Genomic DNA, 18,184 nt, shown 5'->3' with positions numbered 1-18,184 from the left:
GCAGGGCCAACAGGGAGGGACGACATGAGCGATCCGTACAGCCCCGACGACGACGCCAACCGCGACCCCGGCGCCACCCAGGAGGAGGCCGGCATCCCGGAGATCGCCGACGACCTGCGGCCGACCGACGACATCCCCGAGCCCGAGGCTCGTCCGGTGCCGGTCGACGCGCCCACCCCCGGCCTGTTCCGGGTCGAGGAGGAGCGGACGCTGGACGACCGGCTGGCCGAGGAGGTTCCCGACGACGCGCCGGCGACCGACGAGACACAGGCCGACGTCGCGGGGGACGGCGTCACCGGCATGCACATCGAGACCGAGCCCGACAGCTGACCCCACCGCACGAGGGAGACACGATGCGACTCGACACCCTCACCCGCATCCTCGACCACCAAGGACCGTTCGCCAGCGCGCTGCTCGACGTCAGCCGGACCACCGAGGACGCGCGCCAGAAGCTGGACCTGCGCGGCCGGGCCGCCCGGGCGGAGCTCGTGGCCGCGGGCGCGCCGCAGGCCGTCGCCGACGACGTGGTCGCCCGGCTGCTGGAGCCGACCGGGACGCCGGGTGAGACGGCGCGGTTCGTTGTCGCGGGACGGGAGGGCGTGCTCGTCGACGAGACGCTGCCGCGGTGGTCCGGGCGTGAGGTGCTGACGTGGGGGCCGCTGCCCGACACGACGGCGTGGCTGGCCTACCAGGAGGCGGCGGTGCCGGTGCTGGTCGTCCTGGCCGATCACCTGGGCGCGGACCTGCACCACTACACCGCCTGGGGCCGCGAGCCGGGCACCGTCCACACCGTGGAGGGCAGCACCGAGAACCTCAGCAAGGTGCCCGACGGCGGATGGGCCATGGCCGACCTGCAACGACGCACCGACGAGGTCTGGCGGTTCAACGCCCGGGCGGTGGTGGCCGAGCTGGAGCGGCTGGCGGGGACCGAGCCGCCGCTGATCGTGCTCGCCGGTGACCCGCGCGCCCGGCACGACGTCCGGACCGGCCTGCCGCCGCACATCGCCGAGCAGGTGGTCGAGGCCGAGCACGGCAGCCGCGCCGACGGCGCCTCGAACGAGGCCTTCGTCGCCGAGGCCGACGCCGCGGTCAGGCGGGTCGTCGACGAACGGCGGCGGCGCGCGGCGGAGCGGCTGGAGGAGCACCTCGGCCGGCAGTACGCCGTCGCCGTCGGCCTCGCCGAGGTGCTGGACATGACCGTCCAGGCCGGCGTCGAGACCGTCGTCCTCGACGGGGACCGCGCGGCCGGCCGCACGGTGCGCCCGGCCGACCACCCCTACCTGCCGCTCCCCGACGGCGTGCGCTCGGCTCCGGCGGTCCGGTCGGACCTGCTGGTGCTCGCCGCGGCGGCGGCGACCGGCGCGGAGGCGGTCTTCTCCGCTCCGTCACTGCTGCCCGACGACGGTGTGGCCGCGCTGCTGCGATGGGACCGGCCGGCCCCGCAGGGGTGACGTGGGCTCAGCTGACGTCGGCCGGCCGCGACGCCAGGATCTGCTCGGCCCGCTGGGTGAGCGTGACGCCCTGATGCCGGGCGCTGTTGCGCAGCATCGCGAAGGCGCGTTCAGCGTCGAGCCCGTAGCGCTCCATCAGCACGCCCTGCGCCTGGCCGATGATGTGCCGTGCGTGGATCGCCCGCCGCAACCCGGACTCGTGCCGGGCGGACACCAGCGCGACGGACGCGTGCCGGGCGTAGAGGCGAGCCAGCTCCGCGCGATCGGTGGGGAACGCGCGGGCCCTCGACGAGTACACGCTCAACGCGCCGAGTGACGTCCGATGGGTGCCCAGACCCAGCGACAGCACGCTCTGGAAGCCCAGCTCGCTGACGGGCCGGCTCCAGCTGAGCCACCGCGCGTCGGCCGCAACGTCGTCGACCAGGACGGCGTCGCGGACACACATGGCCTGCAGGCCGGGACCTTCGGCGCACTGGATCTGGACGAGGTCGGCCTCGGCCGCCTCGGGGCTCGTGGCCGACATCACCGCGGGCCGGCCTGCCTGGCGGATCATGACGGCCACGCCGTCGCCGCCCGTGATCGCCTGGGCATACTCGAGGACGCTCTGGACGGTACTCTCGACATCGGGCTCGCCGTGCAGGTCGGCGGCCGCCTCGGCGAGCTCGGACGTCGGACTGGGATCCACTGCTCCACCCACCTCCTGCCAGGAGCGACACGGCTCCACCACCCACGAACAGACAGTTCTGTCTATCCCGCGACAGCGAGCGGTGTCAACGGGTAGGGTGAAGCGTCATGCAGGCTCCGGAGACCCCCGGCGCCACGCCCACCGCGAGGGAGCGCATCCTGGCGACCAGCTACCGGCTGTTCGCCCGCAGGGGTGTGCTCGGCGTCGGCGTCGACGAAGTCATCGAACGCTCTCATGTCGCCAAGGCCACCTTCTACAAGCACTTCCCGTCCAAGAACGACCTGGTCCTGGCGTTCCTCGACCGCCGGGAACGCGAGTGGACCGTCGGGTTGGTCGAGGCCGAGTCGCACAAGCGCGGCGAGACCGCCGAGGAACGGCTGCTCGCCATCTTCGACGTGTTCGACGAATGGTTCCGCAGCGACGACTTCGACGGCATCGCCTTCATCACCGTGCTGCTCGAGATGGGCAAGTCGCACCCGCTGGGACAGGCCAGCATCCAGCACCTGGCCAACCTGCGCGCCATCGTCAGCAAGCGCGCCGCCGAGGCCGGGCTGCGCGATCCCGAGCAGTTCGCCCGGTCGTGGCAGATCCTCATGAAGGGCTCGATCATCGCCGCGCTCGAGGGCGACCTCGACGCCGCCCAGCGGGCCAAGGCCATGGCCGCCAACCTCATCGAACAGTTCCGCTGACCACCCCCGGCGTACAGTGGCGAACGGGACGGCGCACGCGGTCCCGCGGCGATGGCCATCGCCACAGCGGCGCGACGGGGGCTGAGCACATGACCGGCATCGGATCCATCGGCGACGGAACCCCACCTGGCCGCGAGCTCACCGAGCTCCTCGGTGCGGTGCAGAACCTGCTGCTCGACGCGCCGAAGGTCGAGGAGTTCCTCACCGACCTCGCGAAGCTGGCCGCCGATCTCGTCGAACCTCCGGCGTCCTGCGGCATCACCACCAGCTACGACGGGCAACCGCGCACCGTCGTCAGCAGCGACCCCCGCGCCGCACAGGTCGACGAGGGCCAGTACGCCGGCGGCTGGGGCCCGTGCGTCCACTCCCTGGCCACCGGCGAGGTGGTCGAGATCGCCGACCAGGAGTCCGACCCGCGCTGGCCCGAGTACCGCGTCCACGCCGTCGCGCTGGGCGTGCGGTCGTCGCTGAGCCTGCCGCTGGTCGTCAACGGCGAGGTCATCGGCGCCATGAACCTCTACGACTTCGACGAGCCCGAGGCGTTCGACATCCAGAACAGGCGCCGCGCCGAGACGTTCGCCGCGCAGGCCTCGACCGCCCTGACCCTCGCGCTGCGCCGGGCCCAGGACGCCGAACTGACCGAGCAGCTCGAGCAGGCGCTGGCCACCCGCAGCGTCATCGACCAGGCCGTCGGCATCCTCATGGCCCAGCAGCGCTGCACCGCCGACCAGGCGTTCGCGCTGCTGCGCAAGCACTCGCAGAACAACAACCTCAAGCTGCGCACCGTCGCCGAGCGCATGGTCGCCAAGGTGTCCGGGCAGCCGGCGCCCCAGACGGCCGCGTTCCAGCGGCGTCCGGACGGCATCAGCGGCGACACCAGGCGGGCTCGCCACGGCGAAGCCGGCTAGGCCACTACGTTCGCTTGGTTCGCTGGGCGTTTGGCCATCCCCGGGCGTGGGCCCGTCCCCCTGCTGCCCGATGGTCTTGGCCGCGCACGCGCGCCTCAAGCGGACTATTGGCGCTTCGCGCGACGATGACCGCTTGACCCGCGCGCCCGCGGCAAAGAACGGGCAGCTATCAGGGGGACGGGGGCAGTGTGGCGACGGTCGTCCGGGGCGTTCGGCCGGCTTCTGTGTGAGTTTGGTGTCGTTGAGCGTCCGCCTGGTGAGATTTCGCCGTGATTCGGGGGCCATCACGAGGATTACCCCAGCGTCAACACGCCTACAGTCGTGGTGAAGCTCACGTCATCCTCGTGATGTAGGCGATCGTTGATGATCATCGCCGTCCACAGCCGGACAAACGGTGCGAAACGGGCACGGCAACAGTGAGGCGTGCCAGCGGCCCGGGTGATTTGTCTTTCCGGGTCGCGCTGGGTACCTTGACGGTCTCCGGTTAAGACGTCAGCCGGCGGCAGTACCGCCGCATCAGGCCGACGCACCGAGGTCTTCATGGACACGCCGTCCGAGGCGCTTCCCGAACCCGAGCCGGACACCGTCACCCGGCTCCTGGCGGCCGCCGCGTCGCAGCTCTACCTGCAGCCCGACGTCCATTCGACGGTGACCGCCGTGGTCCACCAGGGCGTCGAGATCGTCGGCGGCGACGCCGCGAGCGCTACCCTGCTGCGCCGGCGCGGCGAGCGCGAACTCGTCGTCGGCACGAGCAGCCGCGCGGATGAGGCCGACACCATCCAGTTCGAGCTCGACGAGGGGCCGTCGATCACCGCGCTGGCCGAGCAGGCCCCGGTGCTGGTCGAGGACACCGCCACCGAGCCGCGCTGGCCGCGGTGGCGGGCGGCCGCCGCGAAGATCGGCTACCGCAGCCTGCTGGCGTTGCCGCTGGACCTCGGGCCGCACTACTCCGGCGCGATCATCGTGTTCTGGGAACTGCCCGAGCAGCCGGCCGACCGGCACGTCGCCGTCGCCCGGCTGCTGCTGCGGCACGCCGCCATCGCGATCACCGACGCCCGCCGGTCGTCGACGCTGCGCGAGGCCATCGACGCCCGCTACCAGATCGGGCTGGCGCAGGGCATCCTCATGGAGCGGTACGGGCTGGACGCCACCCAGTCGTTCGAAGTGCTGCGCCGCTACTCCCGCGACAACAATGTCAAGCTCAGCCGGGTCGCGGCGAACGTCGTGCGCACGAGGTCGCTGCCCGACGCCCACGGCAGCGGCGAGTGATCCAGTAGGGTGGTGGACCGGCGACCGGCTCCGTGCGCCGGTCGCCGCACGGGAGCCGCCGCTTGACCACACGAGCCGAGGTGACGTCGCGACTGGCCCAGGCGGTCGCGGACGCTGGACCGGGCGCGCCACGAGCGGCCCGGCTCGGTGAGACCTGCCGCTCGATCCTCGACGCCGACGGCATCGCCATCGTGCTCGCCTGCACGCTCCCCCAGCGGCTGACCGTCTGCATCACCGACGACGTCGTCGCGCGCGTCGAGAACCTGCAGGACGTCCTCGGCGAGGGGCCGGGGGTCGATGCCTACCGGTCCGGCCGGGCGGTGGCCGCCAGCGTCGGCCCCGACGACGCGGCGCGCGCCTGGCCGGTGTTCGCGGAGGCGGCGCTGCGCGAGGCCGGCCCGCTGACCATGCTCGCGGTCCCGGTACCGGTGGGCGCCGAGGTGCTCGGCGTGCTCACGGCGTACCGCACCGGGCGCGGCCGGCCGGCGCCGGAGGCGGAGCTGACGACGCACCTGGCGGCGGCCATCGGTGTGACGCTGCTCCACGACCTCGAGATCGACCACCACCCCGACCCCGCTGAACCGGACGGCGAGCCCGCCGGCGTCTGGGCCGCACGCGCCGAGGTGCACCAGGCCACCGGCTTCCTGATGGCCCGGCTCGGGCTGTCGCCGGACGACGCGCTGGCGCTGCTGCGGGCCCGGGCGTTCGCCGCCGGTGTCGCGCTGGGCGAGGTCGCGCGGAAGGTCCTCGACCGCGCCGTCGACCTCAACCCGGACGGCTCCACGAGCCGCCCGCCGAAGCGCTGATCGACAGGGACGGCCACTCCGCTCCCGGGAAGGGGGGCTTCGCCGGGAAGCGGAGTGCCGATTCCCCCGTGGACGGATGTGCCGGCCGGCCCTGCACCACCATCCGTCACTATGAAGGAGTCGCCGGCGGGCCGGATCAGCACGCGGCGGTTCCGGTTTTTTTTTCGACTCAGGTCTGCCCGGCGCCGTCGTCGTCCAATCCCGTGACGACGATGCCGGTCAGCTCGGTGCGCGACCGGATGCCGAGCTTGCGGAAGATGCGGCCCAGGTGCGCCTCGACCGTGCGGACGGAGACGAACAGCTCGGCCGCGATCTCCCGGTTGCGCCGGCCGCTGGCGACGAGGGTGGCGATGCGCTGTTCGGCGTCGGTGAGGTCGGCCAGCCGCGTCGTCGGAGCGACCGGCCCGCCCGCCGCGCCCAGCTCCTGACCGGCCCGGCCGGCCAGCGCGATGGCGCCGCTCTCCTGGGCCAGCACGACCGTGCGCTGCAGCCACGACCGGGCATCGGTGCGGCGGCCGAGCCGGCGCAGCCGTTCGCCGAAGCAGAGCAGCGTGCGGGCCTGCTCGACCGGCGACACGGTGTCGGTGGCGGTCTCGACCGCCTCGTGGAACAGCGTCAGCGCCTCCTCGCCCTCGCTCGTCAGCGCGCGGCAGCGGGCGACGGTGTGCCGGGCCCACGCCGTCGGGACGCGTTCGGCGCGCAGCTCGAACTCGGCCAGGGCGGCGCGGGCCCGTCCCGGTTCGCCGCTGCGCACACACGCCTCGATGTAGTCGGGTTCGACGGCGAGGACGGACGGGTCGGCGTGCTCGAGGGCCTGCCGGCGGGCGTGGTCGAGCACCGACATCGCCTCGTCGAACCGGCCGAGCAGCAGCAGGAACGCTCCGGTCTCGGCCTGCATGACGGCCGTCGCCCACGAGTCTCCGTGCCGCCGCGACCCCTCGATGGACTGGCGGCGGCGCTCCCAGGCGGCCTCGTCCTCGCCGAGGTAGGCGTTGACCCGGACCATGTACGCGGGCACCAGCGCGCGGTGGGCGCTGTCGGCGTCGACGCGGTCCCAGGCGGCCGCCGCCTCGGCGGCCTCACGCAGCCGGCCGGCCCGCAGCTCCAGCTGGACCAGCCCGGCCAGCGCCGCCCGCAGCAGCAGTGGCGAGTCGCCGAACTGGCCGCTGGTGACAGCCCGCAGCAGCCGCCGCGCCTGCCCGTACCGCTCGGCCCGGACCAGCACGGTCGCGTGCAGCAGGTTCGTCTCCGCCTCGCCGAACAGGTCCTCGGCGCCCGCGGTGTCGGCCTCGACCAGCTCCACCGCGCGGTCCAGCTCGCCGCTGACGGAGGCGAGCAACGCGGCCGTACGCCGGTGCGTGGCCCGGGTCGCGGCGTCGAAGTCGTCGCTGAACCGCTCCGCCAGGGCCAGGAAGCGGGCCGCCTCGGCCTGTTCCATGCGCCCGGCCAGCCCCTGCGCGGCGGCGAGGTCCAGCGCGGCGGCGCGGGTGGGGTCGATCGGCGCGACCTCCTCGACGTGCCGGCTGACCAGACCGGTCGCGACCTCGCCGTCGAGCAGGTTGCGCGCCCGCACCTCCAGCAGGGCGAAGTCGGCACGCTGCTCGGGCGTGGTGTCCAGCCGGAACCGCTCCCGCGCGATGTGGACCGCCTCGTCCAAGCGCCCGGCGAGCACGGCGAACCGCCCCGCCTGCAGCAGCCGCCCGACCCGCTCGCTGGGCTTGGACGTGAGCCGGACCGCCTCGCGCGCGAACGCCAGCGACCGCTCCACCTCGCCGCGGACCAGAGACTCGGTGGCCACCTGCTCCAGCCGGGTCGCCAGCTCGTCGTCGTGGTCGTGCCGGGTCTGCGCCAGGTGCCAGAGCTGCCGGCCGGGGTCGGAGTCGGCGTACGCGTCAGCCAGCGCCTGATGGGCGGCGTCGCGTTCGACCATGGTGGCGGCCTGCCAGATGATCGAGCGGACGGCCGGGCGTTTCAGCGTGAACGTGCCGTCCGAACGATTCAGGTGCTCGGCGAAGAGCCAGGCGATGTGCGGCGCGTCCGGCGAGCCGAGCGCGTGCAGTACCGGCGCCAGGCGGTGGTCCTCGCTGCCGGTGGCCACCAGCAGCGCGAACCGCTGGTCGTCGCTGAGCGCCCCGAGCTCGGGCAGCTGCAGCGCCTGCAGGACGGGCGAGTGCGGCAGGTGCCGGTCCAGTTCGACCTGCCCGAGCAGCTGGACGTCCGGGATGCGGCCGACGACGTCGAGCAGGGCCCGCGGGTTGCCGCCGACGCGAGCGGCGATGCGCGCCGCGACGCTGTGCAGAGTGTGCGAGCCGGCCGCCCGGCGCACCAGCTCGGTCGCCTCGGTGGCCGACAGCTCCCCGAGGCGGATCAGCGGCAGTCCGAGCAGCGGGGGCACCCGCTCGGCGGTGTCGACGACCACCAGGAACACCAGCGGCGAGGTCCCAACCCGGCGGGCCACGAAGCCCAGCACCTCCAGCGACTGCGGGTCGAGGCGGTGCGCGTCGTCGATGACGATGACCAGCGGCCGCCGGACCCGGCTGATCAGCGGCTGCACCTGGACGGCGATCTCGTACGCCGACGCGGTCTGGTCCAGCTGCGTCGTCAGATCGTCGACCAGCCGCGCCGCCTGCCGCTGCTGCTCCGGCTCCAGCGAGCCGACGACCGCCGACAGCACGAGGTGCAGTCCCGAGAACGGCCAGCCGCGCTCGGAGTCGGCGGCCACCACCGACGACACCGTCACCTCGTCCAGCCCGGTCAGCCGCCCGGAGCGCGCGTCGTCGGCCACGGCACGCACCAGCGCGCTCTTGCCGACACCCGCGGTCCCCTCGACGACGACCGCACCCCCCTCGCCGGCCGCCAACCTCAGCAGGACTTCCCGGATCCTGGTCTGTTCACTGTCGCGACCGATCAACGCGTCGCGTACGTCCTTGTCCACCCGTTCCCCTCACCCTGCGATCACCACCATCGCCGGGCCCCCCATCGCGATCTTCACCCCCAAGCATCGCGTCCGGCACCCTCCCATGACGGCAGAAGCCGACACTGCTGACGGGTCCGCGGGGGTGGATCCTGGGGTGAGGAAGGGGGTGAGTCTAAGATCGTCATCGGGGGGACGGCGGGGGGAGAACGCGCGATGCAGGGTGCCGAGGGTGACCGCCGGCGGGCCGGACCACGCCCCGTTCTGTCCCGCCCGCGCCTCAGCGAGCCGCTGACCAGGTCCGACGCGGCACCCATCGTCGTCGTCCAGGGCCCGCCCGGGCTGGGCAAGTCGATGCTGCTCGACGATGTCGCCCGCCGGCTCGGTCCCGGCCGGGTGGCGCGCGTCGATCCGAGGGCCGGCGACGAGCTCGGCGCCGTCGTCGACGAGATCCTGGCCCACGCGGTCGCCGATGACGCCGCCGACCCGCCGGCGATCCTGCTCGACGACGTCGTCCGGCCCGACGGCGAGGGCGTGCGGGCCGCGCTGCGGTCGGTCCGCGATCACGACACCCGGCTGCTGCTGAGCACGCGGACGCTGCCCGGCTGGGTGACGGCCGACCGGCTGCTCGACGGCACCATCCAGCTCGTGGGGCTGCCGGACCTGCTGTTCGACGCCTCCGAGGTCCAGCAGCTGGCCACCCGGTTCCGCGTCGCACTGACCGCCGACGACGTCGCGGAGCTGGAGCAGACGGCGGACGGCTGGCCGGCGCTGGTGGTCGCGTGGCTGCGGACCCGCCGGCCGGACGCGACGCTGTCCGAGCGCAAGCTGCACGACCTCATCGACCGCTTCGTCCGCATCGAGGTCCTGGGCGACCTCGGCCCCGCGGACCGCGCCCTGCTCACCGACGCGGCGGCCGCGCCGCGGTTCGACGCGACCGTGCTGGCACTGCTGCTGGAGGACCAGGCGGTGCCGGCCTACGCGGCGACGCTGATCGACCGGTGGGCGACGGCCGGCCGGCTGGTCCCCGCCTCCGACGACGGCCACTGGCGGCTCCCGCTGCCGGTCCGCCGCTGCCTGCTCGACCAGCTGGACCTGGAGCAGCCGGGCCGGCGCACCGAGCTGGTGACCCGCGCGGTGCGGCTGCTGGTCGCCCGCGGCCGCACCACCGACGCGCTGCCGCTGGTGGTCGACTCCACGCTGGACAAGGCGACCGCCGGCAGCGTGGTGCGGGCCAGCTGGGAGCCGGCCGTCGCCCGCGGCCAGTTCGACGACCTGCTGCCGGCGGTCAACACGCTGCCCGACGACGTCGTCGCCGCCGATCCGGTGTTGTTGCTGCTGGCGGCCATCTCCGCCGTCGCGCCGCCGCCCGACCTCGACACCTTCGCCCGCCGGGTGGCACAGGCCGACCGGCTGGTCGACCAGCACACGCTGAGCGGCACGCTGCTCACCATCAGGTGCTTCCAGATGGTGCTGGCCCGCGCTCGCGGCGACGCCGCGGCCGCGCTCGCCGTCGAGCGGAACGGCCGGGCGCTGATCGACGCCGCGACCGACGAGCAGCGGCGCGAGCACCTCGACCGCGTCGTCTACTTCGACTGGCAGACCGGCGCCAACCGGCTGGCCGGCGGCGACCTCGACGCCGCCGAGCGCATCCTCGGCCACACCGCCACCCATGCCCGGCACCACGGCATCGCCTGGCACGAGGCGAACAGCGAGGCGCTGCGCTCGTACACGTCGTTCCTGCGCGGCGACCTCGCCGGCGCGACCCGGCAGTCGCGGTCGGCGGCGGAGATCGCCCGGCGGAACGGCTGGTCCGACAACCAGTTCACCGACCACGTGCACCTCACCCGCGGCGCGCTCGACCTCGAGTACGGGCGCACCGCGGGAGTGGCCGAGCGCCTCCACCGAGCTCAGCGCCGGGTCGACCGCGACGCCGTTCCGCCGGCCGGCCGGCTGGCCCTGGTGTGGTCGGTGCTCGCGCTGCTGACCGGCGACCGCACGGCCGCCGGGCACGCCGAGCTGCTCACCGGCGACGACTACGAGACCAACCGGCTGCCGCTCAACCGGCTGCTCGCGACCATCGCCCGGGCACATGCGCTGCTGGCCCGCGACGACCCGAAGGCCGCGTCCGACGTGCTGGAGAGCGCGATCGCGCCGCCCGGACACGCCGCACTGCTCGCCGTCGCCCAGGCCCGGGCCCTGCTGGCCGCCGGTGACCCGCTGGCGGCGAGCCGCGAGCTCGCGGCGCTCGGCGACCTCGGCGCCGTCCCGCTGACCGTCCGAGCCGATGTCTACGCCCTGCACGTCGAGTGCGCCCTGCAACGCGGCGTCACCACCGACGGCGACGTCCACCAGCTGCTCGCGCTGGTCGAGCGCACCGGCGTCCGGAGGCAGCTGCTGCTGGCTCCGGCGCTGCGGACGGCCATCGTCGGTGGCGACCTGCCGCTGCCGTCGTCGGGCCCGCTGAGCACGCTGCCCGTCGAGCTGGCCGCACTGCACCGGGCCAACACCACCGGCACGCCCGCGCTGTCCGAGCGCGAGACCGAGGTGCTGCTGTCGCTGGACGGCCCGGCCACCCTCAGCGAGATCGCCAAGTCGATGTACATCTCCGGCAACACGCTGAAGACGACGGCCCGGTCGCTGTACCGCAAGCTCGGCGCGGCCGACCGCTACGAGGCCGTCACGGTGGCCCGGGCGCTGGCGATCCTGCCGCCCGTCCACTGACACCCGCCGGTCGATGGGGACGCCGCCCCACCGCACTGTTGGGTGGGTGTGCGAAGGGCCCGGCCGCCGCGTGGTGGCGGTGGCCGGGCCCTTGGCGGGTCAGGTCAGCTGGTCAGGCCTCCCGTCCGGGTGTGGCGGCGGGTGGCGATGAGGGCTGTGGCGCCGGCGAGGAGGAGCAGGGCGCCGGCGAGCAGCAGCGGGGTGGAGGTGCTGCCGGTGTCGGCGAGGTCGTCGTCGCCACCGTCGTTCCCGCCACCATTGCCGCCGTCGTTCCCACCGTTGTCGTTGCCGCCGTCGTTGCCGGTGTCGTCACCGTCGTCGCCGCCGGGGGTGTCCGGCGGGGTCGGCGGGTCGACCGGAGCGCAGGCGTCGGCCTCGAGCTCGTGATCGTTGTGGTCGACCAGGCCCAGGTTGAGCAGCCCACCGGTGTCGCCCTCGCCCGGGTCCTCCGGGCACTGGACCGACTCGGCGGTCGCCGTCGCCGGGTCGACCGTCACGGCCACCGTCACCTCGTAGGTGTGCGTGGTGTCGACGTCGATGGAGACCTCGCCGGTGATGGCGTTCTCCGGCGCGTCGGGCTCGGCGCCCTGGCCGGTGAACGTGTCCAGCACCGGGACGTCGCCGGGCTCGGTGTTCGCCGCCGTGACGTCGACGATGTCGATGCCGGCGCCATAGTTGAGCTGGTCGGACAGGACGTAGTCCCCGGCGGCGGCGCCGTCGTTGGTGACCTCCAGCTCGTAGGTGATGGTGTACGCGTTGGTGCCGGTCGAGGTGGGCCCGGACGCGATGGTCTTGTCCAGGTGGATCGACGGCAGGTCCGCGCAGTCGGTGTCGGTGATCTCGTCGCCGCCCTCGGTGGTGAGGGTGGCGCCGTTGTTCAGACCGCCGTTCTCCCAGTTGTCGCCCGGCTCGCCCTGGCACGCGGCCTGAGTGTTGCCGTCCTCGTCGACCTCGAAGGCCGGCGGGACGTCGGCGACCACGGTGATGGTGTAGACGTGCGGCGCGTAGGCCTCGTCGTTCATCCCCGCCAACGGGACGTCCTCGGCGATGAGGGTGTCCTCGAGACCGTCCCAGTCCTCGTTCACGTCCACCCCGTCGGGGTAGTCGGTGACCTCGGCGTAGTCGACCTCGACGGTGTCGCCGAAGAGCAGCTCGTCCTCGAGGTCGTAGGTGGTCTCGCCCGGGAGCAGGTTGTTCACCGTGAGGGTGTAGACGACCTGCCACTGCCCGTCACCGACCGGCTCGGCGGACACCAGCTCCTTGTCGAGGTCCGGCTCACCGAGCGAGAGGCAGGCCTCGTCGTCGTCGGTGAGGTCGTTGTGCTCGATTCCGGTGCTGTTGGCCAGCCCGCCGTTCTCGCCGGAGTCCGGTTCCGGGCAGGCCATGGACTCCTCGGTGAGGGTGTCCTCGTCGAGGGAGAACACCACCTGCACCTGGTAGGTGTGCACCCCGCCCGCGGACAGGGGCACGTCGGTGGCGATGACGTTGACGGGGTCGCCGTCCGGGCCCTGGCCGGTCCAGGTGTCCAGCGCGGTGACGCCGTCGGGCGTGGTGATCACCTGGGCGTCCTCGACCACGATGCCCTCGCCGTAGCGCAGGCGGTCGGAGATGTCGTAGTCGCCGTCACCCTGGCCGGTGTTGCTGGCCACCAGGTCGTAGGTGATCGTCCAGGTGCCGTCGCCGTTGGCGGTCGGCCCGCTGCTGATCGTCTTCTCGATGTCGATGGACGGCAGCGGCGCGCAGGCCTGGTCGTCCTCCTCGAGGCCGGCCTCGTCGGTCAGCGTCGAGGTGTTGTTGAACGCCGTGTCGGCCGTCGGGTCCTCACCCTCGGCCGGGCACGCCGTCGGGTCGGCGCCGCCCTCGCCGATCTCGAACTGCAGTGGCGCCTCGGCGATCACCGTCAGCTCGTAGTGCTGCGGCGCGTAGCCGTCGTCGTCGGTGCCCAGGATCGGCACCTGCTCGGCGATGACCAGCTGGTCCTGCCCGTTCCACGGCGGGTCGAACAGCGTCGCCTCGGCCGGCGACGCGGTGACGTCGGCGGTGACGATGGTCACCTGGTCGGAGAAGTGCAGCTCGTCCTCCAGGTCGTACCAGGTCGCCTGGACGCCCTTGTTGACCACGTCGATGCCGTACACGATCTGCCACTGGCCGTTCCCGATCGGCTCGGCCGAGATCAGCGACTTCGTGTGGGTCGGCTGGCCGACCTCACGGCACTCGGTGTCGGTGTCGGGGTAGGAGTTGAACGACGAGTTCGCGTCGTTGTACAGCCCGGTGCCGTCCTCACCCTCGCCGCCGGCCAGCGTGCAGTCCGACGGGTCGGGCTGGGCGGGCGGGTTGGGCAGGTTCACCGTGAACTGCACGGTGACGGTGTACTCGTGTGATTCCAACGCGCCGATCGGCTCGTCCTCGACGATCAGCAGGTCGGTCACGCCGTCGTACTCCGGCCGGGTCGTGATGCTGCCCGGGACGGTGTTCGCCGCGACGACCGAGCCGTCGACGATCTCGATGCCCGTGCCGAAGCGCAGCGCGTCCTCGAGGTCGTAGTCGGTCGGCACCTCGGACTCGTTGGTGACGGTGAGACCGTAGGTGATCTCCCAGACGCCGGGCTGGTTCTCCCGGTCCACCACGTGCGGCTCGGTCACGACGGTCTTGTCGAGCGTGACGATCGGAAGGTCGCCGCACTCGTCGTCGGTGAGGTCCTCGTGGTTGTCGGGGGACATCGTGGCGTGGTTGAACAGCCCGGTCGTCGCGTCGCCGGCCTGCTGGCCGTCGGTGCACGCCAGGTTCTCCGGCAGCGCCGTCACCTCACCGGTGTCCGGGTCGGTGGTGAGCCGGACGGTGACCTCGAGCGTGTAGACGTGCTCGGTGCCGTTCTCCACCGTCGACTGCGGCGCAATCGGCACCTCGCCGGTCACGACGTTCAGGTCGGTCGTGCCGTCCCAGTTCGGGTTCAGCAAGCCAGCCGCTTCGGGCGGACCGCTGACGACCTGGGTGTCGACCACCTCGACGCCGTCGCCGTACCCGGTCAGGTCGTCGGTGAGCAGATACGCCCCCGGGATCATCCCGGTGTTCTCGGCGACCAGCTCGTAGACGACCGTCCATGTGCCGTCGTCGTCCGGGGACTCCGTCGGACCGGACACCGTCCGCTTGTCGAACTCGTAGTCGATGTTCGAGTAGCCGAAGTCGATCGTGTGGTCGTTCTCCCCCGGACCGCCGGTGGTGATGGCGGCGTACGGGAAGTCCCCGTCCGGTGTGGTCTCCACGATGCCGTCGGAGTCGTTCCGGTCCGGGTCGACGGAGTTCGGGTCGCCGGTGTCGGGGACCGTCGGGTACCAGTTCTCCAGCGGCCCGCCGGGTTCGTAGTCGGCCGGGTTGTCCACGCCCACCACGTAGTCGGTGTGCGTCTTCAACTGGTAGTTCTGATCGTTGGACGAGAAGTAGTACTCGCCGTTCGCGTCCGTCGTCGTGGTCGAGACGAGCGTGCGGTTGCCGTTCTCGTCCACCTCGTACAGGTTGACCGTCGCGCCCTCGACCACCGGCTCGTCCGGATCCTGCACACCGTCGTTGTCGATGTCGTACCAGACGTAGTTGCCGATCTCGATCGGCGCCGCCGACGCCATCGCGGTCAGCTCGCCGACGCCGTTGCCCTTCATCGTCGCGTTGATGCCGATGTTCATGTCGGTCATGACGGCCGCACCACGCGGATCGACGACCGAGCCGGTGTTCTGCTCGAACCGCCGTGTACCCACCTGATAGGAGCCCTCGGCCACATGGATGCCGGTCTCCATGACGCCGTCGTCGCGGCTCTGGATGACCAGCGTGGCGCCCAGGTGTTCGACGCCGTTGACCCAGGTGTCCATGAAGAACTTGCCCTGTTGGCCGTTCGGCCCGTTCAGTGTCACACCGTTCGCGAACGCGCCCTGCACGCCGTTGACCACGCCGTTCTGCTCGATCGACCACGTGCCGTCGCCGTTGGAGCCCGCCTTGAGCAGCTCACCACCCAGCGACCGTTCGGCCACTAGCCGAGGGTCACCCGGAGCCAGAGCGGACTGCCCGCCGAACAGGTCACCGCCCAGGTCCCGGATGCCCACGATCAGGTCGCCGTGCAGGTAGCGCGCGTCGGCGACGATCGGCACCGCCGTGTTCATGACGAAGCTGTACGGCAGCGCGGCCGGCTGCCCGAACTGCAGCCAGAACGCCGGGTTGGTGTTCCACGGCTGGTAGTCCGCGCTGAACTGGTTCGCGAACAGGCCGCGGGTGTAGCCGAGCGGGAAGTCCAGCACCTGGGTCAGGTTCGTCGGGTCGGCCGGATCGAACGAGTACACGTAGGCGTGCAGGTCGGCCCGGTTCTGGGTCGACTCCGCCGTGTTCGTGACCGTCAGGTACATCTCGTTGGTCAGCGGGTTCGCCGAGATGCCGTGCGGACGCAGGTCGCTGCTGTCCGGGAAATATTGGTCCAGCTCGTGCTCGGTCACGTCAGTCACCTGCGTGCCGTCCCGGCTGATGCCGATCTCGACCAACGACCGGTTGTGCAGGTTCACGACGAACAGCGACTCCTGGTCGTTGGAGATCTCCATCGCGCCCAGACCCTCACGACCGACCCGGTCCCACGCCTGAGCGTCGGTGCCCCAGTCGTAGACGGGGTTCTCCAGGGTGAGCGCGGGGCGCAGCCCGTTCGGGTCGCCCGCGACCGCGCCGGGGTCGGAGTCGGAGCCGACGTCGATGCCGTAGTCGGAGAGATTCACGAAGACGTCACCGCTGGCGGTCGGCGACGACGGCGTCCCACCATCCGGGGTGATCCGGTAGATCGCGTCGACACCGCCCGGGCCCATGCCGGTGTGCCGCCGGACGTACGCCGAGGCGAACACGGTCCCGGTGCCGCCGGGCTCCTCGGCCCGCTGCCACGCGGTCCCGTAGGTGGTGCCGATCTGATTGAAGGGCACCTGCATGCTGAGCGGGACCGCGGTGTTGGTGTTCGGGCTGACCGCCTCGTACTCGTGCGCCGCACCGCCGAACAGGCCGCCCTGGGCGCCGTCGCTGGCGCCGAACCGGAACGCCGGCAGGAAGACGTACGGGTTGTTCTCCATGAAGGCGCCCGGCACCTGGAAGGAGAAGTCGATGTCAGAGGCCGGGACCGTGTCGATGAACTGGACGGTGGTGCCGTTGCTCTGGCCGGCCGCGCGGCCGACGACGGAGTCGCGCCACTCCTCCCACTCCGGGGTGTCGGGCACGTTCGCCTCGACCCGCCACGGGCCGGCGTCGCTGGTCACCGGCAGCGAATAGTTGCCGCTCGCGTCGGTGATGGCCGGACCGGCGACGTTGCCGGCGGCGTCGTAGGCGTAGACCTCGATGCCCTCCAGCAGACCGGACGCCTCGAAGGTGTCGTACATGCCGTCGGAGTCGTAGTCCTGCCAGATGGTGCCGGTGATCGGGTCGCCGACGGCGGCCTCGGCCGGCAGCGTCGACGCGCCGGCGGCGCCGAGGACGGAGCCCACGACGCCCAGCGCGGCGAGCGTTCCCACCGCTGCGCGGGCTCGTGTCGGGCGATGGTGGGATGGCCGGCCGCGGCCTCGTTCCTGGAGCGCTCTCACAGGGTCCTCCGTTGCTGTCGTACAACTGCGCTGCACGTCCTGGCGCCACCGGGCCGCCCCGGGGTCGGGGTACACGAAGGCGCCGACCATGAAGAGTCGGTTCGCATGGCGATCAGCACGCGCTGTGACGCAGATCACGTTTTGGATCGGAACTTTGCGCTCGCGGTGTCCGAAATGCCAGGTGAGCGCATCGCGCCCGTGCTTACACTCGGCGGCATGACCACCACCGGCCACCACCGCGCCGGCCCGCCCGCACGCCGGTTCGGGCGCGCCGCCGCGCTCGCCGCGATCGCCGTCCTCGCCCTGACGGCGTGCTCGGGCGACGACGAGCCGGGGACGTCGCCGAGCGCGTCGGAGTCCGGCGACGGGCCGCGGCCGCTGACCGGGGACGAGGCGCAGCGGCTGTCGATGATGCGCTACACGAACTACACCGACGGCGTCCGCGGACTGAGCTTCGAGGTGGTCGACAACGGCCGCACGTTCACCGTCGACGGCTGGGCCGACTTCGCCCAGCACGTCGGCTACGCGCACGTCAGCCAGGACGGCTCCGACCCCGAGCTCGTGGCGTGGACGCTGTCGCAGATCACGTCGCACGCGCCGGTCGGGCCGGCCACCGACGACCCGCCGCTCCCACCGCCCGACGACACCGCGTGGACGTCGTCGACGCTGGCGCCCGAGCAGTCCCGGCTGCACGCGATGCTGGCGCTGGTCTTCCAGGCCGCCAGCGACCGCCCCGACAACCCGCTGCTGCTGCAGCAGACCGACGCGCGGTGGCTGCGGTCCGACGAGGTCGACGGCGTCCGGGTCGACGTCGTGGCCGGGCCGACCGCCGACCGCGCCTACGACCCCGCCACCGCGACCACCGCGGCGGACGGCAGCGACGCGACCGTCCGGTACTGGGTCGACGAGGAGGGCCGGCTGCTGCGGCTCGAGGCCAGGCTCGGGGGCACTGGCGACTGGACCGCCGTCGACTTCACCGACGCGCCGGGCGTGGACTTCGCCGGCGCGTTCCTCACGACCACGGCGAGCGGCTGATGAGCGAGCCGACCACGGAGCAGCAGCCCGGCGAACACCCGCCGCCTCGCCGCACCCGCCGCCGCGACCTGCTGCGCGGGCTGGCCGCCGCCGGCGCCGCCGCCGGCTTCGC

General features: G+C 72.6%; 11 protein-coding genes. 8 read left to right on the top strand and 3 right to left on the bottom strand.

All coding sequences use genetic code 11. The features are described from left to right. Positions 1–24: 24 nt before the first annotated feature. Together DY240_RS10575 and DY240_RS10570 are read left to right on the top strand one after the other, a co-directional pair. Positions 25–330 carry a hypothetical protein gene (locus DY240_RS10575; RefSeq protein WP_119659876.1) on the top strand — a complete coding sequence of 102 codons (306 nt, stop codon included), beginning with the start codon at positions 25–27 and terminating at the stop codon, positions 328–330. 23 nt (positions 331–353) lie between these two features. Further along, on the top strand, positions 354–1,451 hold the full coding sequence (locus tag DY240_RS10570; protein ID WP_119659875.1) for a baeRF2 domain-containing protein: 1,098 nt from the start codon (positions 354–356) through the stop codon (positions 1,449–1,451). 7 nt (positions 1,452–1,458) lie between these two features. Here DY240_RS10570 and DY240_RS10565 read toward each other — a convergent pair whose 3' ends face one another. After that, positions 1,459–2,136, bottom strand: a complete 678-nt coding sequence (locus tag DY240_RS10565) for a GAF and ANTAR domain-containing protein (protein ID WP_147375274.1) — start codon at positions 2,134–2,136, stop codon at positions 1,459–1,461. A 107-nt stretch (positions 2,137–2,243) separates the two neighbouring features. On the opposite strand from DY240_RS10565, the gene DY240_RS10560 reads away from it, so the two are divergent. From DY240_RS10560 to DY240_RS10545, 4 genes are all read left to right on the top strand, one after another. Next, positions 2,244–2,825 carry a TetR/AcrR family transcriptional regulator gene (locus DY240_RS10560; RefSeq protein ID WP_119659873.1) on the top strand — a complete coding sequence of 194 codons (582 nt, stop codon included), beginning with the start codon at positions 2,244–2,246 and terminating at the stop codon, positions 2,823–2,825. 89 nt (positions 2,826–2,914) lie between these two features. After that, complete coding sequence (locus DY240_RS10555) at positions 2,915–3,733, top strand: GAF and ANTAR domain-containing protein (RefSeq protein ID WP_119659872.1); 819 nt, start codon at positions 2,915–2,917, stop codon at positions 3,731–3,733. 540 nt (positions 3,734–4,273) lie between these two features. After that, positions 4,274–5,002, top strand: coding sequence for a GAF and ANTAR domain-containing protein (locus tag DY240_RS10550; protein WP_119659871.1), 729 nt, complete (start codon positions 4,274–4,276; stop codon positions 5,000–5,002). 62 nt (positions 5,003–5,064) lie between these two features. After that, positions 5,065–5,808, top strand: a complete 744-nt coding sequence (locus DY240_RS10545; protein ID WP_158602810.1) for a GAF domain-containing protein — start codon at positions 5,065–5,067, stop codon at positions 5,806–5,808. A 169-nt stretch (positions 5,809–5,977) separates the two neighbouring features. On the opposite strand, the gene DY240_RS10540 is transcribed toward DY240_RS10545, so the two are convergent. Then, positions 5,978–8,743 carry a helix-turn-helix transcriptional regulator gene (locus DY240_RS10540; RefSeq protein ID WP_119659869.1) on the bottom strand — a complete coding sequence of 922 codons (2,766 nt, stop codon included), beginning with the start codon at positions 8,741–8,743 and terminating at the stop codon, positions 5,978–5,980. Between the two features lie 195 nt (positions 8,744–8,938). Between DY240_RS10540 and DY240_RS10535 the strand changes: the two genes are divergently transcribed. Next, on the top strand, positions 8,939–11,446 hold the full coding sequence (locus tag DY240_RS10535) for a LuxR C-terminal-related transcriptional regulator (protein ID WP_119659868.1): 2,508 nt from the start codon (positions 8,939–8,941) through the stop codon (positions 11,444–11,446). Positions 11,447–11,550: 104 nt separating this feature from the next. Here the strand turns inward: DY240_RS10535 and DY240_RS10530 are convergent, their stop codons facing one another. Continuing rightward, entirely contained in the window at positions 11,551–16,968 is a 5,418-nt protein-coding gene (locus DY240_RS10530) for an SdrD B-like domain-containing protein (RefSeq protein WP_158602809.1), read from the bottom strand. Between the two features lie 285 nt (positions 16,969–17,253). Here DY240_RS10530 and DY240_RS10525 point away from each other — a divergent pair, with 285 nt between their 5' ends. Next, positions 17,254–18,072 (top strand): hypothetical protein, encoded by an 819-nt coding sequence (locus DY240_RS10525; protein WP_119659866.1) that lies wholly within the window; start codon positions 17,254–17,256, stop codon positions 18,070–18,072. Positions 18,073–18,184: the final 112 nt, after the last annotated feature.

Source organism: Jiangella rhizosphaerae (genome assembly GCF_003579925.1).
In the GTDB taxonomy this organism is placed as follows: Bacteria; Actinomycetota; Actinomycetes; order Jiangellales; family Jiangellaceae; genus Jiangella; species Jiangella rhizosphaerae.
This window is presented reverse-complemented; position numbering and strand designations above follow the sequence as displayed.